Annotated in this window: 22 protein-coding genes; 10 read left to right on the forward strand and 12 right to left on the reverse strand. The window is 66.2% G+C overall.

Translation table 11 applies throughout. The features are described 5' to 3' along the window. Window positions 1-171: 171 nt before the first annotated feature. Genes OU995_RS24370 through OU995_RS24385 form a run of 4 tightly spaced genes read left to right on the forward strand, consistent with a single transcriptional unit; the run spans window position 172 to window position 4,023 of the window. Window positions 172-2,016 (forward strand): bifunctional diguanylate cyclase/phosphodiesterase, encoded by a 1,845-nt coding sequence (locus tag OU995_RS24370; RefSeq protein WP_267832743.1) that lies wholly within the window; start codon window positions 172-174, stop codon window positions 2,014-2,016. Further along, window positions 2,013-2,897, forward strand: a complete 885-nt coding sequence (locus OU995_RS24375) for a 3',5'-nucleoside bisphosphate phosphatase (protein ID WP_267832744.1) — start codon at window positions 2,013-2,015, stop codon at window positions 2,895-2,897. Before OU995_RS24370 ends, OU995_RS24375 begins: the two co-directional genes overlap by 4 nt. Window positions 2,898-2,904: 7 nt before the next feature. Further along, window positions 2,905-3,552, forward strand: coding sequence for an L-threonylcarbamoyladenylate synthase (locus tag OU995_RS24380; protein WP_267832745.1), 648 nt, complete (start codon window positions 2,905-2,907; stop codon window positions 3,550-3,552). A gap of 57 nt (window positions 3,553-3,609) precedes the next feature. Next, window positions 3,610-4,023, forward strand: a complete 414-nt coding sequence (locus OU995_RS24385) for a RidA family protein (protein WP_267832746.1) — start codon at window positions 3,610-3,612, stop codon at window positions 4,021-4,023. A gap of 92 nt (window positions 4,024-4,115) precedes the next feature. On the opposite strand, the gene OU995_RS24390 is transcribed toward OU995_RS24385, so the two are convergent. Genes OU995_RS24390 through OU995_RS24400 form a run of 3 tightly spaced genes read right to left on the reverse strand, consistent with a single transcriptional unit; the run spans window position 4,116 to window position 5,653 of the window. Next, window positions 4,116-4,466, reverse strand: a complete 351-nt coding sequence (locus OU995_RS24390; RefSeq protein ID WP_267832747.1) for a RidA family protein — start codon at window positions 4,464-4,466, stop codon at window positions 4,116-4,118. After that, window positions 4,463-5,143 (reverse strand): glycerol-3-phosphate 1-O-acyltransferase PlsY, encoded by a 681-nt coding sequence (gene plsY / locus OU995_RS24395; protein WP_267832748.1) that lies wholly within the window; start codon window positions 5,141-5,143, stop codon window positions 4,463-4,465. The genes OU995_RS24390 and plsY overlap by 4 nt, the downstream gene beginning before the upstream one ends. Before the next feature lie 6 nt (window positions 5,144-5,149). Then, window positions 5,150-5,653, reverse strand: coding sequence for an aminoacyl-tRNA deacylase (locus OU995_RS24400; RefSeq protein WP_267832749.1), 504 nt, complete (start codon window positions 5,651-5,653; stop codon window positions 5,150-5,152). 138 nt (window positions 5,654-5,791) lie between these two features. Between OU995_RS24400 and OU995_RS24405 the strand changes: the two genes are divergently transcribed. The 4 genes from OU995_RS24405 to OU995_RS24420 all read left to right on the forward strand — a co-directional run bounded on the left by OU995_RS24405 (window position 5,792) and on the right by OU995_RS24420 (window position 8,874). After that, a complete protein-coding gene (locus tag OU995_RS24405; RefSeq protein WP_267832750.1) occupies window positions 5,792-6,892 on the forward strand; it encodes a DNA alkylation repair protein in 1,101 nt (366 codons plus the stop codon). Window positions 6,893-7,098: 206 nt separating this feature from the next. After that, entirely contained in the window at window positions 7,099-7,653 is a 555-nt protein-coding gene (locus OU995_RS24410) for a DUF2975 domain-containing protein (RefSeq protein ID WP_267832751.1), read from the forward strand. Between the two features lie 109 nt (window positions 7,654-7,762). Continuing rightward, entirely contained in the window at window positions 7,763-8,032 is a 270-nt protein-coding gene (locus OU995_RS24415) for a helix-turn-helix domain-containing protein (protein WP_267832752.1), read from the forward strand. Between the two features lie 5 nt (window positions 8,033-8,037). Further along, window positions 8,038-8,874, forward strand: coding sequence for a hypothetical protein (locus OU995_RS24420; RefSeq protein ID WP_267832753.1), 837 nt, complete (start codon window positions 8,038-8,040; stop codon window positions 8,872-8,874). Between the two features lie 134 nt (window positions 8,875-9,008). Here OU995_RS24420 and OU995_RS24425 read toward each other — a convergent pair whose 3' ends face one another. After that, window positions 9,009-9,233 carry a hypothetical protein gene (locus tag OU995_RS24425; protein ID WP_267832754.1) on the reverse strand — a complete coding sequence of 75 codons (225 nt, stop codon included), beginning with the start codon at window positions 9,231-9,233 and terminating at the stop codon, window positions 9,009-9,011. A 50-nt stretch (window positions 9,234-9,283) separates the two neighbouring features. Between OU995_RS24425 and OU995_RS24430 the strand changes: the two genes are divergently transcribed. Beyond that, the gene (locus tag OU995_RS24430; protein WP_267832755.1) at window positions 9,284-9,943 is read left to right on the forward strand and encodes a hypothetical protein; all 660 of its coding nucleotides are present in this window, start codon (window positions 9,284-9,286) and stop codon (window positions 9,941-9,943) included. 42 nt (window positions 9,944-9,985) lie between these two features. Here OU995_RS24430 and OU995_RS24435 read toward each other — a convergent pair whose 3' ends face one another. From OU995_RS24435 to OU995_RS24465, 7 genes are all read right to left on the reverse strand, one after another. Further along, on the reverse strand, window positions 9,986-10,303 hold the full coding sequence (locus tag OU995_RS24435; protein WP_267832756.1) for a DMT family transporter: 318 nt from the start codon (window positions 10,301-10,303) through the stop codon (window positions 9,986-9,988). Between the two features lie 256 nt (window positions 10,304-10,559). Next, the gene (locus OU995_RS24440; protein WP_324288677.1) at window positions 10,560-12,110 is read right to left on the reverse strand and encodes a methyl-accepting chemotaxis protein; all 1,551 of its coding nucleotides are present in this window, start codon (window positions 12,108-12,110) and stop codon (window positions 10,560-10,562) included. Between the two features lie 134 nt (window positions 12,111-12,244). Beyond that, the gene (locus OU995_RS24445; RefSeq protein ID WP_267832757.1) at window positions 12,245-13,444 is read right to left on the reverse strand and encodes a porin; all 1,200 of its coding nucleotides are present in this window, start codon (window positions 13,442-13,444) and stop codon (window positions 12,245-12,247) included. Between the two features lie 316 nt (window positions 13,445-13,760). Further along, complete coding sequence (locus tag OU995_RS24450) at window positions 13,761-15,065, reverse strand: dicarboxylate/amino acid:cation symporter (protein WP_267832758.1); 1,305 nt, start codon at window positions 15,063-15,065, stop codon at window positions 13,761-13,763. A 529-nt stretch (window positions 15,066-15,594) separates the two neighbouring features. Further along, window positions 15,595-16,137 (reverse strand): PilZ domain-containing protein, encoded by a 543-nt coding sequence (locus OU995_RS24455; protein WP_267832760.1) that lies wholly within the window; start codon window positions 16,135-16,137, stop codon window positions 15,595-15,597. A gap of 82 nt (window positions 16,138-16,219) precedes the next feature. Beyond that, window positions 16,220-17,953 carry an acyl-CoA synthetase gene (locus tag OU995_RS24460; RefSeq protein WP_267832761.1) on the reverse strand — a complete coding sequence of 578 codons (1,734 nt, stop codon included), beginning with the start codon at window positions 17,951-17,953 and terminating at the stop codon, window positions 16,220-16,222. 112 nt (window positions 17,954-18,065) lie between these two features. Beyond that, complete coding sequence (locus OU995_RS24465; protein WP_267836366.1) at window positions 18,066-18,587, reverse strand: GNAT family N-acetyltransferase; 522 nt, start codon at window positions 18,585-18,587, stop codon at window positions 18,066-18,068. Window positions 18,588-18,684: 97 nt separating this feature from the next. Here OU995_RS24465 and OU995_RS24470 point away from each other — a divergent pair, with 97 nt between their 5' ends. Next, window positions 18,685-19,671, forward strand: coding sequence for an alpha/beta fold hydrolase (locus OU995_RS24470; RefSeq protein ID WP_267832762.1), 987 nt, complete (start codon window positions 18,685-18,687; stop codon window positions 19,669-19,671). 4 nt (window positions 19,672-19,675) lie between these two features. Here OU995_RS24470 and OU995_RS24475 read toward each other — a convergent pair whose 3' ends face one another. Beyond that, the gene (locus OU995_RS24475; RefSeq protein WP_267832763.1) at window positions 19,676-20,158 is read right to left on the reverse strand and encodes an acyl-CoA thioesterase; all 483 of its coding nucleotides are present in this window, start codon (window positions 20,156-20,158) and stop codon (window positions 19,676-19,678) included. Window positions 20,159-20,181 lie beyond the last annotated feature (23 nt).

Here is a 20,181-nt window from a genome sequence, read left to right on the forward strand (position 1 = left end):
CAAGCCGCTTGCAGACCTTGTCCACCCGCGAGGCCCGGACGACGGACACCCCGGACTGCGGTTTCGCATCGATTCGTGACTTCCTCACGACAAATCGTCACAGGTAACAAGTTGTCAACGGGATGACACAGGAGGCCCTAAAAATCGGGACAGCGCCTTCGTGTCATCACCATGCCATCTACCCACCTGCTGCCGCCCGACCCCCTTGAGGTCGTGCTGTCCTCCATCATCCGCGATGGCCGGCTGGACATTCATTTCCAGCCCTTGGTGGAGGTGGACCGGGCCCAGATCCTGGGCTTTGAGGCCCTGACCCGGGGCCCGGCCGACACGGCGCTGCAGTCCCCGCTGGTGCTGTTTGAAACCGCCGCCCGCTTCGACCGCCTGGTGGAGCTGGAGCGGCTGGTGGTGCGGCGGGCGCTGCGGCGGTTCAAGGAGCTGAACCTGCCCGGGCAGCTCTTCCTGAATCTCACTGCCGACACCCTGCTGGCCACGGGTGAACGTGGCGCCCTGATCGCCCGTGAATTCGCGCAGTTGGACCTGCCGGCCTCCCGGGTCGTCATCGAACTCACAGAAACCCGCCCGATCCTGGAACCGGAACGTCTGCAGGACAGCATGCGCAGCCTGCGCGAGCTGGGGTTTGTGGTCGCCCTGGACGATCTGGGGGAGGGTTTTGCCAGCCTGAAACGCTGGATGGACATCCGCCCGGACTTCGTCAAGATCGACCGGCATTTCATCGACGGTATTGCACAGGACCCGCTGAAACAGCAGTTTGTCCGCTCCATCCTGGAAATGGCGGCCTCCAGTGGCTGCACGGTCGTGGCCGAGGGTCTGGAGCAGCTCAGTGATCTGACGGTGCTGCGCCGCCTGGGGGTGCCGGTCTGCCAGGGCTATTTGCTGGCCCGGCCCTGCGCCACCCCGCGGCCCGCCCTGCGCGCCGAAGTGGACGCCCTGTTGGCGCCCGAGCACCGTCGCCGCAGCGCCGACTGGATGCGACTGCCGCCGGACGCCATCACCACCGCCGCCCAACTGGCCCGTCGCAGCCACACCGTCACGCCGAGATTGTCCTGCCAGGCGGTGGTGGACATGTTCCAGCGCGACGAGCAGCTGTTTTCGATGCCGGTGCTGGATGCGGACAACCGCCCGATCGGCCTGCTGCGCTCGCTGCAGGTGCTCAAGCGCAGTGCAGAGCGCTATTTCATGGACATCCATGAAAAGCGCAGCTGTACCGCGCTGATGGATGCGCAGCCGCTGATCTTCGACGCCAGCACCTCGCTGCGCGACATGAGCGAAGCCATCGCCAGCCTGGATGACCGCTTGATGGTGGATGGCTTCATCGTGACCCGCGAGGGAGAGTATTTCGGGACCGGTCGCAGCACCGACCTGCTCAAGGCCGTGTCCGACCTGCAGGTACACAGCGCGCGCTATGCCAACCCGCTGACCCTGCTGCCGGGCAATGTGCCCACCGACCAGCACTTGGACGCCCTGCTGCATGAAGGCCGCGACTTCGTGGCGGTGGCCTGGGACATCGACCATTTCAAGCCCTTCAACGATGTCTACGGCTATGCGGCGGGCGACGACATCATCAAGCTGTGCGCGCAGATCCTGCTCACGGCCGTCGACCCCGACCTGGACTTTGTGGGCCATATCGGCGGCGACGACTTCGTCATGGTGCTCAGCTCCGATGACTGGACGGCACGGCTGCAGCAGGTCTGCCGGGAGTTCGACCGTCAGGTGCGCCCCTTTTTCTCGGCCGAGCATCTGGCCCTGGGCGGCTACATCACCCTGAACCGGCAGAACCAGGAGTCCTTCAACCCGCTGCCCACCCTGAGCGCCGGGGTGGTCCAGGTGCAGCCGGGCACGTTTGATGGCGTACGGGCCCTTTCTGCCGCGCTGGCCGAGCCCAAGCATGTGGCCAAGTGCGGCACGGGCCCCAGCCGCTATTTTGTGGATCGTCGGCGGGGTTTCCACCACACTGACGACTCGACCCTGGCAGGGCTCCTAGAATCGGTGGGGTGAACACACCTCTGCATGCCTTGTCCAATGTTGATCTGCACTGCCATTCGGTGGTGTCGGACGGTACGCTGACGCCGGAACTCCTGGCCGCCAGGGCCAAGGCCCACGGTGTGGAACTCTGGGCCCTGACCGACCACGACGAGATCGGCGGGCAGCAGCGTGCCCTGGCAGCGGCGCAGGCCCGGGGCTTGCCCTATCTCACCGGTGTGGAGGTCTCGGTGACCTTCGCCGGCAAGGTGGTGCATATCGTGGGCTTGGGGTTCGATCATCAAAACGATCAGCTGCTCAGCGGCCTGCGGGCCACCCGCGGGGGCCGTGGTGCTCGGGCGCAGGAAATGTCCAACGACCTGGCGCGGGTCGGCATTGCGGGTGCCTATGAAGGCGCTCTTCAATACGCGGGCAACCCGGAGCTGATCTCCCGCACCCATTTCGCCCGGTTCCTGGTGGAAGCCGGGCATTGCAGCGATGTGCCCGAAGTGTTCCGCCGCTATCTCACCGAAGGCAAGCCCGGTTATGTGCCCCACAAATGGGCCACCCTGGGCGACACGGTGCGCTGGATCCGCGAAGCCGGCGGCGTGGCGGTGATTGCCCACCCGGGCCGCTACGGCTTCACCCCCACCGAGGAATATGCGCTGATCACCGAATTCATGGGCCACGGCGGCCGTGGCATTGAAGTGGTCACTGGCAGCCACACCGCCGCTGACGTGCTGCAGTACACCGAAACCGCGCTGGAATTCGGGCTGCTGGCCTCACGGGGATCGGACTTCCATAGTCCGACAGAAAGCCGGGTGGATCTGGGCAAGCTGGAAGAGCATCTCTCCGGCCGTCTCACCCCGGTGTGGGACCTTCTTCAAGACCGCATCCACTGGCCAATGGCCCACTGAGGCAAGCATGGCCCAGATCTTTGAAGTTCATCCCGACAACCCGCAGGCCCGGTTCCTCCGGCAGGCGGCGCAGATCCTCGACCAGGGCGGCATCGGCGCCATTCCCACCGACTCCAGTTATGCCCTGGTGTGCAGGCTGGACGACAAGGCCGCCGCTGAAGCGCTGCGGCGCATCCGGGGCGTGGACGACAAGCACCACATGACCCTGCTGTGCCGCGACCTCAGCGAGCTGGGCAGTTATGCACGCGTGGACAACAAGCAGTACCGCTTGCTCAAGAACGCCACGCCGGGACCGTTCACTTTCATCCTGGAAGCCACCAAGGAAGTGCCTCGTCGCTTGTCCCACCCGTCGCGCCGCACCATCGGCCTGCGGGTGCCGGACCATCGGGTCACACAGGAGTTGCTGGCCCTCATCGGCCAGCCGCTGCTGGCCACGACGCTGATCCCGCCGGGCGAACAGGAGCCTCTGAACGACCCGGACGACATCACGCAGCGCTACGACAAGCTGATCCAGGTGATCATCAATGCCGGCGCCTGCACCATGCAGCCGACCACCGTGGTGGACCTCACCGAAGAACCGCCCGTGCTGGTGCGGCGCGGCTGTGGCGATCCGGCCTGTCTGGGCCTGGAATTGCAGGAAGCTGAGGGAAGCTGAGGGAAGATAAGGCCTGAGGCTGATGCGCTGCATCGGTCCACTCAGGGAGTCTTGTTCATGTCCGACCCATCATCCAACGGCCTGCACTTTCACAACCCATCGAGCGTCCATGCGCCGCTGGGGCTTTACAGCCACACCGTCCGCGTGCCTGCGGGCACCGAACTGATCTACTGCTCCGGCCAGCTTGGGGTAAGGCCGGACGGCAGCACACCGGCCACCATGGCCGAACAGGCCGATCAGGTCTTTGCCAACCTCGTGGCGCTGGCGCGGGCCAATGGCTGCGAGGCCACCGACATCGTCAAACTCACCACCTTCATGGTGGCCGGGCAGGATGGTGATGCCGTCCGTGCGGCCCGTCGCAAATATCTGGGGGACCACCGGCCAGCCTCGACGGCTGTGTTCGTGCCGGCCCTGGTCGAGCCGATCTGGCTGGTGGAAGTGGAAGCCGTGCTGGCACGCCGCGTCGGCTGACACGGCGCCCCTCCCCCGGAAACAACAAGAGCCTCGCCGGCATGACGCCCGCGAGGCTCTTTGTTTGGGTGATGGGGGGCTGGGTGCCGGGCTCAGACGGCGGCGGTCACCACGATCTCGATCTTCCACTCCGGCTTGGCCAGATGGGCCTGCACCGTGGCACGTGGCGGCGTGTGGCCAGCGGGCACCCAGGCGTCCCAGGCTTCGTTCATGCCCGGCAGATCGGCCAGATCCTTGATGTAGAGCTGGGCGCGCAGGATACGGGTCTTGTCGGTGCCGGCACGGGCCAGCAGGCGATCGATCATGCCCAGCACCTGGGTGGTCTGGCCCTTGATGTCCTGGGTGGCGTCTTCCGGCACCTGGCCGGCCAGATAAACCACGCCGTTGTGCACGGCCATCTCCGACAGGCGGGCGCCGACGTCAAAGCGTTCGATGTTGCTCATTTGCTGTGATGCTTGTGTGAGGTGGAGTGGCGGGCCTTGCTGCCTTTGGCCGCTTGGGCGCCGGCAGCCTTCTGGCCCAGCTTGCTTTCCGTGCCCGCCATCAGCTTGCGGATGTTGGCCTCATGGCGCCAGATCAGCAGCAGACTCATCACCACGATGGCGATCAGCTCCGGCCCCACGCCCCAGATCAGCATCTGATAGAAGGGCGCAAACAGGGCTGCGGCGATGGAGGCGAGCGACGAATAACGGAAGAAGTAGGCAATGATGATCCAGGTGAGCAACGTCGCCAGGCCCAGCCAGGGATTGATGGCCAGCAGCACACCGGCTGCGGTGGCCACGCCCTTGCCCCCCTGGAAGCGGAAGAACACCGGCCACAGGTGGCCGATGAAGGCCGCCAGGCCCACCAGCGAGGCCACCCCCTCCTCCATGCCGTAGTTGCCGCCAAAGCGCTGCACCAGCAGCACAGGGACGGTGCCCTTGAGGGCATCCAACACCAGCGTCAGGATGGCGGCGGCCTTGTTGCCGGAGCGCAGCACATTGGTCGCGCCCGGGTTGCCCGACCCATAGCTGCGCGGATCCGACAACCCCATCAGGCGGCTGATGATCACCGCAAACGACAGGGAACCAAAGAGATATCCGGCCAGGATGGCCAGAACAGAAAACAGGACGTCTTGCATGGGGCGTTATTCTGCCCCGGACTGCAGCGCACACTCGACCGGCCGCGCGGCGAGCAACTCCGTCAAAACCCTCGGTTCGATGCTCACCAGGTAGCCACGCCGGCCCCCGTTGATCAGGATGCGGGGCAAGATGAGGATGCCGGCCTCCACAAACACCGGCATGTCCTTGCGGGTACCAAACGGCGAGGTGCCCCCCACCAGATAGCCGCTGTGGCGCTGCGCCACATCCGGTTTGCACGGCTCGACCTTCTTGCAGGGAATCTGGCGGGCCAATTCCTTGAGGCTGACGGTGCAGTCGCCGTGCATCAGCACGATCAGCGGCTGTGCTTTTTCGTCCTGCATCACCAGCGTCTTCACCACTTCATGCTCGGGCACCCCGAGCTGGCGTGACGATTCGGCGGTGCCGCCGTGGTCGACATAGTCGTACACATGCTCGCCAAAGGCGACCCGATGCTGCCGCAGCCACTGGGTGGCCGGCGTTTCGCTGACGTGAGAACCCTTTTTGCTCATGGCCCTGGATTGTGAATCAGGCGGTGGGCAGCCGCTTGTACAGGATTGCTGCAGGCAGGCGGCCGGCGCAGGAACTGCGCTGCTGCCATGAACTGGCAGGGGTGAGCGGTTAGGCTGCGACTCTCCAGAAAGATCGTCATGCCGCTCGACACCTCCGCTCCCCTGCTCAAGGACCTGATCAATCCCGCCGCGCTGACCCGTGTGGCCGCGCTGTTCGGCGAACTGTCGCCCGGCTTCGACCGACGCCGCTTCATGGCCGCCGCCTCTGCGGGCCTGGACGATCTCTCCATTCTGCAACGCGTGCATCGCGTGGCGGAAAGCCTGGCGCTGGCCCTGCCGGGACGCTATGCCGACCAATTGGGCCTGGTGGTGGAGGCCGGCCCACGGCTCAGCGGCGCCTTCCTGAACATGGCGCTGGGAGACTTCGTGGCGACCTATGGCCTGGCGGACCCCACCCGGTCGCTCAAGGCTTTGCGCCGGCTGACCCCTTACGGCACCGCCGAGTTTGCCGTCCGTCCGTTCCTGCGCCAGGATCTGGCTGGCACCTTGCGTACGTTGCAAGGCTGGACCGAGGATCGCAATGAGCATGTGCGCCGTCTGGCCAGCGAAGGCTGCCGCCCTCGGCTGCCCTGGTCCTTCCGCCTGGACGCGCTGGTGGCGGACCCGACGCCCCTGGCGCCGCTGCTGCGATCGCTGCGGCAGGACAGCAGCCTCTACGTGCGCCGCTCCGTGGCCAACAGCCTCAACGACGTCACCAAGGACCATGCCGACTGGGTCTTCGACCATGTGGCGGATTGGGAGTTGGACCATGCCCACTGCGCCTGGATCGTCAAACATGCGCTGCGCAGCCAGATCAAGAAGGGCGACCCACGAGCGCTGCGATTGATTGGTGCCAGCGACGGCGCGGAAGTCGCCATTGACGATCTCTCCATCAGCCCCTCGCAGGTGGCGCTGGGGGGTGAGGTGGAGATCGCGTTTGAATTGCGGTCGCTGGCGCCTGTCGACCAGCGCCTGGTGGTGGACTACGTGGTCCATTACGTGAAGAAGAACGGCTCCCCCTCCCCCAAGGTCTTCAAGCTCAAGACGGTGTCGCTGGCAGCGGGTAGCACGCTGCCCATCCGGATTCGCCGGGCCCTGCGCAACTTCAGCACGCGGGTGCATTACGCCGGGGACCATCGGGTGGATGTGATGGTGAACGGGCAACGGATGGCCAGCGGCGGGTTCACGCTGACGGTCTGAGCGGATCTGGCGGGCTGCGGTGCTCGGTGAGGGCCTGGTCGGCGAGTGGCGATCGGCGAGCGGCGAGCGGCGAGCGGTGCTTGGTGCTTGGTGCTTGGTGCTTGGTGCTTGGTGCTGGTCTGGGTGGACCATTGAGTTCGTTGATTCGCTTGCCGCCGAGAAATTATTGTTTTACAGTAATTTCTTACCAAAGCACGGTAAGTGACATGACTCCACCTCCGCTCAGCACCGCGACGCCACGACTGCTGTGGATCTCTCGTGGCGTGCGTGCCCTGGCCCTCATCGGCATGGTCGGGATCGTGGGGTATGGACTGGCCTTCTGGACCGATGCGGACTGGGTGCGCAAGGTCGCCACCGAGCAATGGAAACTCACTGCCGGTTCCGTGCCGATGGACGGCCTGGCGCGGCTGCGCGGTGCCGTGGGCAGCGCGCCGGGCTTTGCATTGGCACTGTGGGCGCTGTGGCAGCTCTGGGCCTTGTTCGGCTGGTATGGCCGGGGGGAGGTCTTCCATCCCGCCGCCATCCACCATCTGCGGCGCTTCGGGCAGGCGGTGATCATCATGGCGCCGGTGATGGCAATCACCGACACGATCACGGTGCTGGCGCTGACGCTGTCCAATCCCCCCGGGCACCGCATCCTGATGCTGCAGATCGGCAGCGAGCACTATGTGCAGTTGCTGCTGGGCCTGGTGCTGCTGGCCATCGGGCAGGTGATGAGCGAGGCGCAACGCATGGCGCAGGAGAACGCGGAGTTCGTCTGAATGCCGTCCGCCCATCCCTGGCTTGAGCCTCCCGCCACCGCCCCACGTTCGCACATATTCGCCCCACGCTCGTCCACAGCCGCCTCACGCTCGCCCTGCACGTCCCACCATGCCCATCATCGTCCGACTCGATGTGATGCTTGCCCAGCGCAAGATGCGCTCCAAGGAATTGGCGGAAGCCATCGGCATCACCGAGGCCAACCTGTCGCTGCTGAAGTCCGGCAAGGTGCGCGGGGTGCGCTTCGACACCTTGTCGCGCATCTGCGAAGTGCTGCAGTGCCAGCCGGGCGATCTGCTGGTGCATGAGGCCGGGGAGCATGGGTCCGCTGAGCACGATGAAGACGACGAAGGTCTGACCATCAGGGGCCCAAGGGAGTGAACCACATGCAGGCCGCTCACATGCTGACGCCGCCACCGGCCGCTGGTTTTCCATCCTCGTTGTCGAGTTCGTTTTCAGATCCGTTGTTGCATCGGGCTCGCTGGCGATGGATGCTCGCCGTGCTGGTGGGGCATGTGCTGTTGCTGATGTGGCTCGCCGCCTCCGCGCCAACATTGAATGAACCGGCTGCACGGACGGCGCCCCATGCGCAGCAGCAGCCGCGCTCGTCGGTGCGCATGGTGACGGTGATGCTGCCGCCCCTGCCCCACGACGCTCGGCGGGTGTCCCGTTCGCAAGCCCAGCTTCAGACTCCGGTTCAGACCCAGCGTCAGGTCCAGTCGCTGGCCACGCGCCGCAGTGCGCACCCCGCGCCAGCGGCCATGACTGCTGACGCTGCGGCGCCCCCCATGGCGCCTTCAGCCCGACACATCACGGCATCGGCGCCAGGTGATCTCGGCGCTCCCTCGACGCCTGCCGCTCCCACTGCGGCAACACTCCCGGCATCGGCGCCCCTTTCACACCTGGCCGCAGCCTCGGCGTCACCTGCCGCTTCTGCACCGCTGGCATCAGCCTCGGGCCCCAGCGGCCGCGACCTGATGCAGGGTGAAGCCACCCGTCTGGCCATCCGCCAGGCCACGCGCGGCACGCCACTGCTCTCCGAGCGGGCCGACCAGGCCAGCCAGGCCCCCGAACGGCTGGACGCGACTGCTCGACTGGGACGTGACATCAAGGAGGCCGGTGCGGGAGACTGCCTGAAAGGCGAATATGCCGGTGCCGGCATGGGCCTGCTGAGTGCGCCCTTCCTGCTCCTGGCCAAGGCGCGTGGACGATGCGCCAAGTAAGCCGCCATCGACGATGCCCCTCCCCCTTCGTGCCCCAACCGCGCCTCGTGCGCTTCTGCTCATGCAAGCTGTGAAGACTTCACCTGCCCTCTTTGCCGTGCGCCCGGACTCACTCTGGCGCATGCCAGCATTGGTCATGGCCACGCTGATGGCGCAAGCCGCTGGAGCGCAGACGGCGCAGCCGCCACGGCTCGCCGCGCCAGCGCCCGTGGCGACATCGGCAGCGCCAGCAGCGACAGCCGCGCCAGCAGCGGCAACAGCAACAGCAACAGCAACAGCAACAGCAACAGCAACAGCAACAGCAACAGTAGCAGCAGCGACAGCACCAGCAGCACCTGCGGCGTCAGAGGGGGCGACATCGGGATCGACCGATGAAGGCCCACAAGCACTTCCCACCGTGCAGACGCGCATGCAAAAGGGCGATCTCATGCCCTACAAGCAGCTCAACGAGGTCTTGCTCGCATTGAAGACCCAGGGCGAGGGACTTTTTGTCAGCCGGCTGCGGCTGCGCCCCTTGGACAAGAACCATCCGCTGCCGACTTCGGCCAAGCTGGTGCTGATGGATGATGAACGGCTCATCAACATCCCGGTCGATGCAGAGGGACGCTTCGAGCTGCCCACCTTCCCGAAGGAAGAGGCGCAGAAGTTGGAGCTGGGCACCAATCTTTCCAAAGGCTCCAGCAGCATCCAGCTGCGCATCGACCTCACCACGCCTCCCGACCGTCTGGACATGGCCACCGTGCGCCGGGTGGTGCGCGTGGGGCAGCACCTGCGCAACGAACTGCTGCCCTGGTATGTGCGCTGGCTGGTGCCGCAGATCGATGGCGTGCTGATCTGCAGCAGCAAGCCGGACTGGCAACTGGCCTGGACCGAATCCGGCCAGGGCTGGGTATTGCCGCTGCAGGCCGATGCCAGTCTGCGCGAACCGGACACGGACAAGGCCCAGACCTCGCGGCCCTGCACCTCGCTGTCGGGTCAGGAGCAGTGGCCGGACAACGCGCGGCTGCAGTCACCGGCAGACCAGCAGCCCAAGCTCTACATCAAGCTGCGGCAGACGAAGCCGTCTTGAGCCGACCGGGCATCACCGTGAGCGGGGTCCCAGCCCCCGGCATCAATGCATGAGCTTGAGCGTCACCACACCAGCCACGATCAGCCCCACACCGATGAAGCGCCCGAGGCTTGCGGGGTCTCCATAGGCCAGCACGCCCACGGCGAAAGCACCCGCCGCGCCGATGCCGGTCCAGACGGCGTAGGCCGTGCCCATGGGAATGGTCTTCTGGGCCAGCCACAACATGAAGCCACTGCCGGAGATGCAGATCGCGGCCAGGAAGAAGCCCAGACCACGATATTGGGAAGTCTGGGCCAACTTGAGTCCGACCGGCCAGCCGATCTCGAGAAGACCGGCCACAAAGAGATAGATCCAGCTCATGGTGCCTGCGCATGTCCAGCGAATGTGTCGCCGCGATGCTAGCGCCATTCGGTCAAGGCGATCGGTCAAGGCAATCGGTCAAGGCAATCGCTCACCACATTCGCTCGGCACGTTCGCTCGGCACGTTCGCTCACCACATTCGCTCAGCGGCCAGCGGACACACGCATTCCGGTCTCGCGAAACACCTGTCGCGCCTGCTCGGGCTCGCATCGGCACTCCCCACAGCCCTTGGACAGATCGATTCATTTTCATCCCCTCACTGCAGCCGGAACTGCCCCACCACCTCGGCCAATTGACGCGCCTGCTCCCGAAGACTCTGCGCTGCGGCGGAGGACTGCTCCACCAGCGCAGCGTTCTGCTGCGTCATCTGGTCCAGCTGGCCCACGGCGACATTGACCTGCACGATGCCCTGGTTCTGCTCCTGGGTGGCGACGGCAATCTCGCCCACGATGTCGGTCACCCGTTGCACTCCCTGCACGATGTCGGTCATGGTGGTCCCTGCCTGCTGCACCAGCTGGGTGCCCGATTCCACCCGTTCCAGCGACGCATGGATCAGCTGCTTGATCTCCCGCGCCGCTTCGGCGCTGCGCTGAGCCAGCGTGCGCACCTCGCTGGCCACGACGGCAAATCCGCGCCCCTGCTCACCCGCTCGCGCCGCTTCCACCGCTGCATTCAAGGCAAGGATGTTGGTCTGGAAAGCAATGCTGTCGATCACACCGATGATGTCGCCGATCTTGCGGGCACTGGTGTGGATGCCCTCCATGGTGGTGATCACGTCGCCCACCACGGTTCCGCCGTCCGAAGCGGCCTGCGACGCCGCACGGGCCAGTTGATCGGCGCTGCGGGCCGCATCGGCCGTCTGGCCCACGGTGCCGGTCAGCTCTTCCATCGCACCGGCCGTCTCTTCCAGATTGGCGGCCGTCTGCTCCGTGCGGGCGGACAGGTCTGCATTGCCACTGGCGATCTGGGTGCTGGCGGTGGAAATGCTGTCCGCCACCCCCCGCACGCGGGACAAGGCCGTTTGCAGCGCCAGCCGCATCGTGTCCAGCGCGCTCAGCAGGCGTCCGGTCTCATCCTGCGAATGCCGGACGTTGGGACTGCCCCGCAGGTCCATGGCGGCAATGGCCTGGGCCACGCGCTGCGCCTCCTCCATCGGACGCACGATGCTGCGCCCCAGTGCCACCGCGAGAAACGCCCCCAGCGCCAGGGAGAGCCCAGCACTGGCCAGCAACAGCCGGCTGGTGCGGGAGCGCAATGCCTGGACCTGCGCGGCACTGTCGTTCAACTGCGCGCGCTGCTCTTCTGCCAGGGCTTGCACGGTTTGAAGATAGACCTTGGCGCCGGGTTCCAGTTGCTGCTGGAACAGCTTCAGAGCGGCGTCCGCCTCCCCCGCCTTTTTCAGGCGAAAGACCTCATCGCGGGCGGCCAGATAGGCCTTGCGCTGCTCGGCCACCGAGGCGAAAAGACGCTTCTCCGCCGGCGTGTCGATGAGCGGCTCCAACTCCTTTTGCAGCTCATTCGTCCGCTTGATGCCTTCAGCGCTGATGGGCGCCAGATAGTCCCCGAGCGTCTGGTCGGCACTGCGCGCGATTGCCGTGGTGCGCTGCACGCCGCCAAAGGTGTGCATGTACCAATCCGACGCCAGGCGCTCGGCACGCAGCTGATCGTCCATCATCACCTCCACATGCCGGCTCAGCGTCTGGATGCGGGCGACCGCGAACAAGCTGCTGGCCAGGCACAGCAGCAGGATCAAACCCAGCACCAGCGCCAGGCGTTTTCGGATGGAGAGGTTGTTGAGCAACACCATGGGGCCTCAGGACCTTTTAGAAATCAAAGACACAGCGCGCCTCGCGCCAGACCGTGGCAGCCATGCCGAAACCGCCAAGACACCTCCACCGTGAACCCCGGCAGCGGCGTCTCCGCGACTTCGCGACTTCACCATCAGAAGGTGTGGCGAATGCCCACCCCGTAGGTATTGCCGCTGTCGTGGCCGGTCAGCTTGTCCCACGAGTACACGGCATAGACGTTGGTGCGCCGGGACAGCGTGTAGTCGTAGCCGGCCGTGACGGTGCTTCGGTCGGTCTGGGCGGCTGCGCCGGCCTGGCTGTCGGTATGGGCCCAGTCGACCAGCACCGCACCCTGCGCGGTCACCGGCACGGAGGCGCCCAGGGACCAGGTGTGATTGGTCAGCTCCGAGCCCTCGCTGTGCACCCGGGCATAAGCGCCATAGAGCTTGGCCCAGTTCAGGTCATACGCGACGCCGCCCAGCCAGGTCGTCTGCTCGGTGGCAGGGGCGACCACAGCGGTGCGGTTGCGCTGCATCGACACGACCGCCGTGAAGCCCTGCTGGTCGTAGACCATGTGCAGGCCCAGGTTGGCGACGCCGTCCTGGCCGGCGACTTCACCCAGCCCGTAGATCACCGACCCGCTGAATCCGCCCACCTTGGGCGACTGGTATTTGATGGTGTTGTCCCAGACCGTGTCGCCGACGATGGCCCCGCCATAGCTGGACACGAAGGTCTGCAGCACCAGGGGCGAGAACACCACCGAGGAGCCATATGGGTTGACCTGTTGCATGGCCAGGTAGGTGGGGTTGGTTTGCCGGCCCAGGGTGACCGCGCCCCACTGGGAATTGCTCAAACCCACATAGGCATTGCGGGCCCAGGCCCCGTCCTTGGTGCTACGCCCCTGGTTGCCGTTGTCCGGCTGGAAAAAGCTTTCGAGCGTAAAGACGGCGGAGGTGCCCTGACCCAGGTCATCCTTTCCACGCACCCCCCAGAAGGACGTGGTGAGCCCGCCGCTGCCCACCTGCTTCAGCGACGAGCTCATGTCGCTGCGCTTGAGGGAATCGGCGTAGATGCCGATCAGGCCATAGAGCTGAATGCTGTTGCTGTCCGAGGTGGCCTTGGAGGACGTGGAGGACGCGGAGGATTGAGAGGCGGTCGCTGTCTGCGCCGGCGCCGGCACCGGCGTCTGCGCTTGAGCCAGCGACGAAGCGACGGACAGCGCAGACAGGCCGGCCACCAGACCGATGCGGCCAGCCTGGGCACCGAGCCGCTGCGACACGGTCCGCTGGCCCAGGCGTTGCCCAGGTTGGTGGTGAATCCGTTGGTGACGGCGCTGGCGAAGGGTGGATGTCATGAGTGTCTCCTGATGCGTGTTGTGGTGGTGTGACGATGTGAGGGCGAGCCCTGCGCGCCAGGCCCTCTCCCCCTGGCGCATGTCGCGGTGGCGCTGGGTGTGCGCCGTCCCGCCCGCGACGCGCGGATCCGTTGTGAGACGCTGTGGTTGGCGGGCGGTCGGGGGGTGGCGGGGTGGCGGTGGGGTGGTTTGGTGAGGGTGTGACGCGCCCCACCCCGGAGCCTGGGGGCACCGTTGCGACATGGAGTACAGCGATGTGCGCTGGACTGGCGGGAGGGCAGCCGGTGATCAGCGACCCGTCATCCGCCGCCGATCATCAGTTGCCGGATAGCGCCGCACGCAGGCGGTCGCGATCCAGTTCCTTTTCCCAGGCGGCGATGACCACGGCGGCCACGCCGTTGCCGATGGTGTTGACGAGCGCCAGGCCCGTGCCCATGAAGCGATGGATACCCAGGATCAACACCATGCCGGACACCGGCACCACCGGGATCACCATCAACGTGGAGGCCAGCATCACGAAGGCCGCCCCGGCCACGCCGCTGGCCCCCTTGGAGCTGAGCATGGCCACCACGATCAGCGTCATCTCCTGCATGAAGGTGAGCTCCACATTAAAGGCCTGCGCGATGAACAGCACCGCCATGGTCAGGTAGACATTGGTGCCGTCCAGATTGAACGAGTAACCGGCAGGCACCACCAGCCCCACCACCGGCCGTGAACAGCCCATGCCTTCGAGCTTCTGCAGCATCTGGGGCAGCGCCGCCTCGGAGGAACTGGTGCCCAGCACGATCAGCAGCTCATCCTTGATGTAGGCCATGAAGCGCAGGATGGAGAAGCCCAGGTAGCGCGCAATCAGGCCCAGCACCACCAGCGTGAAGAACGCCAGCGTCACATAGAACGACACAATCAGCTTGACCAGCGGTCCCAGCGACTCCACCCCGTATTTGCCGATGGTGAACGCAATCGCGCCAAAGGCCCCCAACTGCGCCACCTTCATGATGATGCCCACGATGTTGAAGAACACATGGGAGATCTTGTCGATCAGGTCGTAGACCGGCTTGCCAGAGTCGCCCAGGGCGGAGAGCGCCACGCCGAACAGGATGGACACCAGCAGGATCTGCAGCACATTGCCGGAGGCAAACGCATCGACAAAGGTGTTGGGGATGATGTGCAGGAGGAAGTCCGGCACGCTCTGGTTGTGCGCCTGGGTGGTGAAGCCGGTGAGCGCCTTGGCGTCCAGCTTGCTCGGGTCCAGGTTGAAGCCGGTGCCGGGCTGGAACAGATGGCCCGCCAGCAGGCCGATGACCAGCGCCACGGTGGACACCACCTCAAAGTAGATCAGCGCCTTGCCGCCCACGCGTCCGACCTTGCGGATGTCACCCAGGCCCGCGATGCCGGCCACGACGGTGCAGAAGATGACCGGCCCGATCACCATCTTGATCAGATGGATGAAGCCATCCCCCAGCGGCTTGAGCTGCACACCCACCGAAGGCCAGAAGTGGCCGACCAGCACACCGGCCACCACGGCCACGATGACCTGGAAGTAGAGCGCGCGATAAAAGGGTTTGCGTGGGGCGGGCGTGGCCGCCGGCACGGTCCCTGCGCCGAGCTGGGCTTCTGACATGAGTTGGGTCTCCGCATGGGGCGGCGCAAGCCTGTGAGCGGAGGCGCCTGACCGGGGTCGGCGCCACCCATCCTCGCGCCTGGCGGCGCGACGGACGGTCTGTCTCCTCACAGGCCAACGCAGCTTTGTCTCTGGTTGGCTTCTGTCGCTCTGTGCTCGACCGCCGCCGGGGTCGCCGGGCGGCGATCCTTGCAAGCAGCAGGCACAGGCCTGTTGATGGGCCCGATTCTTGGCAAGGCAGGGATCTGCCAGCAAGGCATGGCGAAGCGCTATCAGCTATGCCATCACGGCATAACAGCCACCCAACCTGGGAATGCGCGCAAGCTGCTCGACCAGATGAAAACCGAAGAGCGACGTTGCGCGAGGTTGTGAGGTTTTTTTAGGGCAGGACCCAGGTCCAACGCCATTCACTTTCACAGAAACGACTGGGCGAAGTGCAACTCAATGTGTGTCGGGGTGCCGCACTTCGCGTGGGTGCGGCGCTTCAAGGCCCTGCCACAGGCCCATGCGCCCACCGCCATCCAGCGCTTCAGTCGAAGGCGTGGTGCAGTTGCTCAATGACGGCCTGCAAACGCACCTGCCCGGCCGTGTCGAGATCCACAAAGCGGCATCCGACATGCACTTGTTCCCCGGCGAGGAAGGACCGGAAGCTGCGACGCGCCCGCACTTCCAGGCTCACCAGCATCACACCATGGTCGCCCAGGCTCAGCCGCACCTGCGGCAGGCGCCGCCCCACCAGCAGACCGCCGGCCTCCGCCTTGCTGGCTCGCAAGGCCACACCGCCCAGCGACAGGTCTTCCAGGCTCAGACTGAGGGAACGGCCCAGAATCACCAGATCGGCATGGAAGGCCGGGCCCAAGGGCATGGGCCGACGCGGCGCACTGCGCCGATCCACCGGTTCCGCCAGGGCGGGATCGCCGCCGACCTCCGCAGCGCGCGCACCGGCATTGCGCCCGACCGCGCCCTGGTCGCCTGGAGGCATCGCCCCCGCCCTCCCACCGGCCAACGGCTGGCCTGCACCGGACGCGCCGTTGTTGTCGGAGGCATCAGGCGGAACAGGTTGCGAATCCATGGGAGGGTCCAGAGGGGTGTAGAACGCGCGCAGCGAAGCTGCCGCCGCCAGGCAGTGTAGCCAGACACGCAGCGGCTTTCTGTCAGCCCTGCGTCCGTGCCGTGGCCCGTTCGAGCTCCAGTTGCTTCAGCACGCGGCGCTGCACTTTGCCGGTGGTCGTCATCGGCAGGCTGTTGATGAACTCGATGTCCTTCGGGTACTCATAGGGCGCCAGTCGCCCTTTCACAAATGCCTGCAGCTCCGCCACCAGGGCGGCCGAACCCTCATGCCCAGGCGCCAGCACCACAAAGGCCTTGACCATGCTGCCCCGGTCCGCATCCGGCTTGGGGACCACCGCCGCATTGGCGACCGACGGATGCTTCACCAGGCAGTTCTCGATCTCCCCGGGGCCGATGCGGTAACCGGCCACCTTGAACTGATCGTCGGAACGCCCTTGGTACCAGAGATACCCCTCGGCATCCATGTGGGCCAGATCCCCGGTGCGGCACCAGCTGTCGGTGGGGTCACCGGTGAACTTGGCCCGTGTGGCGGCCTCGTTGTTCCAATAGCCCAGGAAGAACACCGGGTCGGGCGTGCCATGCACATCGCGGCGATGGACCGCGATCTCCCCAAGCGTGCCCGGCGGGCACACCTGCCCCTCGTCATCAATCACCGCGACGCGGTGGCCCGGATACGCCCGCCCCATGCTGCCGGGCCGCGCCGGCCAGAGCCGCGCGCAGTTGCCCACCACATAGTTGATCTCGGTCTGGCCGAACATCTCGTTCACCGTCAAACCGAGCTCATCCTTCACCCAGTGGAACACGGCATCCCCCACGGCTTCACCCGCACTCATGATGGCCTGCAGGTGCAGCGCATAGCGTTCACGCGGATGCGGGCAGGCCTTCATCATCGCCTTCAAGGCGGTGGGGAAGAGGAAGGTATGGCTGATGCGATACCGCTGCATCAGCTCAAACGCCTGCTCCGGCGAGAAGCGTCCCTGGTAGGCCAGGATCGGCCGGCCAAAGTACAGCGAGGGCAGCAGCGCATCCATCAGGCCTCCGGTCCAGGCCCAGTCGGCCGGGCTCCAGAACACCGCTTCGCTCGCCACGGTGGGATCGCGCGGATCAAACCCGAACCAGTTCTGGCTGGCCACAAACCCGGTCAGGTTGCCGACCAGCGCGCGCTGCGGAATCAACGCCCCCTTGGGCGCGCCGGTGGTGCCGCTGGTATAGATGAGGATGGCCGGGTCGTCCGCCGCATTCCGGCGCGGCTGGAAGCGAGCATCTTCAGCCTGCAGCGCAGCCATCCAATCGGTTTCTCCCTCCTGCAGTGAAGGGGCCCCCACCACCAGCAGGTGCCGCAAGGCTGGGCATTCCGCGCGGATGCTGCGCAGGGTGTCCAGCGCGCCGGCCTCCACAATCGCCAGGCAGGCGCCGCTGTCCTGGAGCCGGTAGGCCAAGGCCTCCGGCCCGAACAACAGCGACAGCGGCATGGCCACCGCCCCCAACTGATTCAGGGCGATGTGCGCAACGGCCGTCTCGAACCGCTGCGGCATCACCAGGGCCACCCGGTCTCCGGCCTGCACGCCCAGACCTTGCAGGGCATTGGAGAGCCGATGGGCGGCGCGCTGCAACTGGCCGTAGCTGTATTGCGCGCGGCAGCCGGTGTCGCTGTCGGAGAGGATGGCCGGCGCCTCCGGCGTGTCTCGGGCCCAGCGACCGCAGCACAGTTCGGCCAGGCTGATGTGTTCAGGCAACTGCCACTGAAACCTGGCGTGCATGTGCGGGTAGATGTCTCCCGCTGCGGACGTATCACTGGCCGGGTGCCTTGCGGTCATCGGCGCTCTCCTCTCGAACAAGAGCGTGGATGCTAGCGACGGCCGCCGGGCCGGTCTTCATGGAAAGCCCGTAGCACGGCGCTGGGGCATGGTGCCGGTTTGTGGTGCCTCGTCAGGGGGCGTAGCGCTGCAAGGCCTCGCCCGAAAGCCGGCACAGGCGCCAATCCGGCAGCAGCGCGGCGCCCATCTTCTCGTAGAAGCCGATGGCGTTTTCGTTCCAGTCCAGCACACACCATTCAAAGCGGCCATAGCCCCGTTGGTTGGCAATGCCGGCCAGCAGCGTGAGCATGCGTCGCCCCAGCCCGGCTCCGCGGTGGGCCGGCTTCACATACAGGTCCTCCAGATACAGGCCGGGTTTGGCAAGGAAGGTGGAGAAATTGATGAAGGTCAGGGCAAACGCCACCACCTCCCCAGACTGGTGCTCCGCCACCCAGGACTCCACCACCGGCTTCTCGCCGAACAGATGCGGCGCCAGCGTTTCCGGGGTGACGGACAGCAGATGGGTGAGGTTTTCAAACTCCGCCAGCTCGGTGATGAGGCCCACCAACGCCGGCACATCGTCGGGGCGCGCCGGACGCAGGGTGTAGAGGTCTGCGCCGGCCGACAGCGCCGGATCAGTGGAAGAAGCCGCCATGGCGGCGGTGTTGACAGGGGTGGAAGGCTGAGCAGTCATGCCCCGATTGTCTCCATGGCGAAAGCGAACTTCCCGCGCCGCCCCTAAAGTCTTCGCCATGAGCACCGACATCCGCCCCCTTGCCGCCACGCCCGATGGCGCCGCTCCTGCCGGCCCTTCCTCCGTTGGCGCCCCGGACCCTGCCCCCTATCTGGCCCGTCGGCCCCACCGCAGCGAATTCGTCCCCCTGCGCGGGCTGCGTCATCACCTGCTGCATTGGGGCCCGCCCCGCACGGCTGCAGACACCCGGCCGCTGCTGGTGATGGTGCATGGCTGGATGGACGTGGGCGCGTCGTTCCAGTTCATGGTGGATGCGTTCCGGGACGAGCGCCGCGTGGTGGCGATGGACTGGCGGGGCTTTGGGCTGACGGACAGCACGCCGGGCGACGCCTACTGGTTCCCCGACTATCTGGGCGACCTGGATGCGCTGCTGGACCATCTCAGCCCCGACGCGCCGGTGGATCTGCTGGGGCACAGCATGGGCGGCAATGTGGCGATGACCTATGCCGGCGTGCGGCCTCAGCGCCTGCGTCGGCTGGTCAATCTGGAAGGCTTTGGCCTGCCGGACACCATCCCGGAGCTGGCCCCCACCCGCCTGGCCGATTGGCTGGATGAACTGAAAACCCCGCAGAGCCTGAAGAGCTACGACTCGTTGGACGGCGTGGCCCAGCGTCTGATGAAGACCAATCCGCGGGTGTCGCCGGCCAAGGCCGCGTGGCTGGCCCCGCACTGGTCCCGCCAGGGCGACGACGGCCGCTGGCACATCCTGGGCGACCCGGCCCACAAGCGCACCAATCCGGTCTTGTATCGACGCGCCGAGGCGCTGGCCTGCTGGTCGCGCATCGAAGCGCCCACGTTGTGGGTGGAAGGCAGCGAGACCGACATGACGGTCTGGTGGGGCAACCGCTATCCACGCGAAGACTTCGAAACGCGGCTGAGCGTGGTGCCGCAGCTGCAGCGCGTGACGCTGCAAAAAGCCGGCCACATGCTGCACCACGATCAGCCGGAAGCGCTGGCGCGTGCGGTGGAAGCGTTCCTGGGCTGAGGCCTCAGCCCGCCACCACCGCCGCCTGGTAGATCTCCACAAATGAGGGCGGCATGCGGCGCGGCCGGCCGGTGCTGATCTCGATGCACACCAGCTCCCAGCGGCCCCGCATCAAGGTCTGCCCGTCGGAGGCCCGACGCAGCTGGAAGCGGCGCTGCATCGCCAGCTTGCCATCTCCGGCGGTCAGCCAGGTGCCCAGCCGCAGGCGCTCGCCTTCCAGCGACGGCAGCAGATAGTCGTACACGCCCTGCCGGATCGCCATGGCGCGGTCGAGCTGGCGATAGTCCTCCAGCGTCAGGCCCAGTTGCTCCGAATGGGACCAGGCCACCCGCTCGCACCACTGCACATACACCGCGTTGTTGGTGTGATTCAGGCCGTCAATGTCAGCCGGCTGCGGGCTCACCTCCAGCACATGAGGGCGCGGATAGTCCCAGCCGGGCTCGCTGGCCCCGGCGCCGCCCGCCTCTGGCTTTTCCACCACCGACATTCAGGTCTCCTGTCACGACTTGG

The sequence above is a fragment of the Roseateles sp. SL47 genome, assembly GCF_026625885.1.
Classification (GTDB): domain Bacteria; phylum Pseudomonadota; class Gammaproteobacteria; order Burkholderiales; family Burkholderiaceae_C; genus Roseateles.

Coding starts and splice junctions, on each gene's coding strand:
- OU995_RS24430 (WP_267832755.1), top strand. CDS start 9,284: ATGCAAAAGGGCGATCTCATGCCCTACAAGCAGCTCAACGAGGTCTTG.
- OU995_RS24390 (WP_267832747.1), bottom strand. CDS start 4,466: ATGAGCAACATCGAACGCTTTGACGTCGGCGCCCGCCTGTCGGAGATG.
- OU995_RS24460 (WP_267832761.1), bottom strand. CDS start 17,953: ATGACCGCAAGGCACCCGGCCAGTGATACGTCCGCAGCGGGAGACATC.
- OU995_RS24435 (WP_267832756.1), bottom strand. CDS start 10,303: ATGAGCTGGATCTATCTCTTTGTGGCCGGTCTTCTCGAGATCGGCTGG.
- OU995_RS24405 (WP_267832750.1), top strand. CDS start 5,792: ATGCCGCTCGACACCTCCGCTCCCCTGCTCAAGGACCTGATCAATCCC.
- OU995_RS24385 (WP_267832746.1), top strand. CDS start 3,610: ATGTCCGACCCATCATCCAACGGCCTGCACTTTCACAACCCATCGAGC.
- OU995_RS24445 (WP_267832757.1), bottom strand. CDS start 13,444: ATGACATCCACCCTTCGCCAGCGCCGTCACCAACGGATTCACCACCAA.
- OU995_RS24455 (WP_267832760.1), bottom strand. CDS start 16,137: ATGGATTCGCAACCTGTTCCGCCTGATGCCTCCGACAACAACGGCGCG.
- OU995_RS24475 (WP_267832763.1), bottom strand. CDS start 20,158: ATGTCGGTGGTGGAAAAGCCAGAGGCGGGCGGCGCCGGGGCCAGCGAG.
- OU995_RS24440 (WP_324288677.1), bottom strand. CDS start 12,110: ATGGTGTTGCTCAACAACCTCTCCATCCGAAAACGCCTGGCGCTGGTG.
- OU995_RS24400 (WP_267832749.1), bottom strand. CDS start 5,653: ATGAGCAAAAAGGGTTCTCACGTCAGCGAAACGCCGGCCACCCAGTGG.
- OU995_RS24425 (WP_267832754.1), bottom strand. CDS start 9,233: ATGTCGCCCCCTCTGACGCCGCAGGTGCTGCTGGTGCTGTCGCTGCTG.
- OU995_RS24420 (WP_267832753.1), top strand. CDS start 8,038: ATGCAGGCCGCTCACATGCTGACGCCGCCACCGGCCGCTGGTTTTCCA.
- OU995_RS24450 (WP_267832758.1), bottom strand. CDS start 15,065: ATGTCAGAAGCCCAGCTCGGCGCAGGGACCGTGCCGGCGGCCACGCCC.
- plsY (WP_267832748.1), bottom strand. CDS start 5,143: ATGCAAGACGTCCTGTTTTCTGTTCTGGCCATCCTGGCCGGATATCTC.
- OU995_RS24380 (WP_267832745.1), top strand. CDS start 2,905: ATGGCCCAGATCTTTGAAGTTCATCCCGACAACCCGCAGGCCCGGTTC.
- OU995_RS24465 (WP_267836366.1), bottom strand. CDS start 18,587: ATGGCGGCTTCTTCCACTGATCCGGCGCTGTCGGCCGGCGCAGACCTC.
- OU995_RS24410 (WP_267832751.1), top strand. CDS start 7,099: ATGACTCCACCTCCGCTCAGCACCGCGACGCCACGACTGCTGTGGATC.
- OU995_RS24370 (WP_267832743.1), top strand. CDS start 172: ATGCCATCTACCCACCTGCTGCCGCCCGACCCCCTTGAGGTCGTGCTG.
- OU995_RS24415 (WP_267832752.1), top strand. CDS start 7,763: ATGCCCATCATCGTCCGACTCGATGTGATGCTTGCCCAGCGCAAGATG.
- OU995_RS24470 (WP_267832762.1), top strand. CDS start 18,685: ATGAGCACCGACATCCGCCCCCTTGCCGCCACGCCCGATGGCGCCGCT.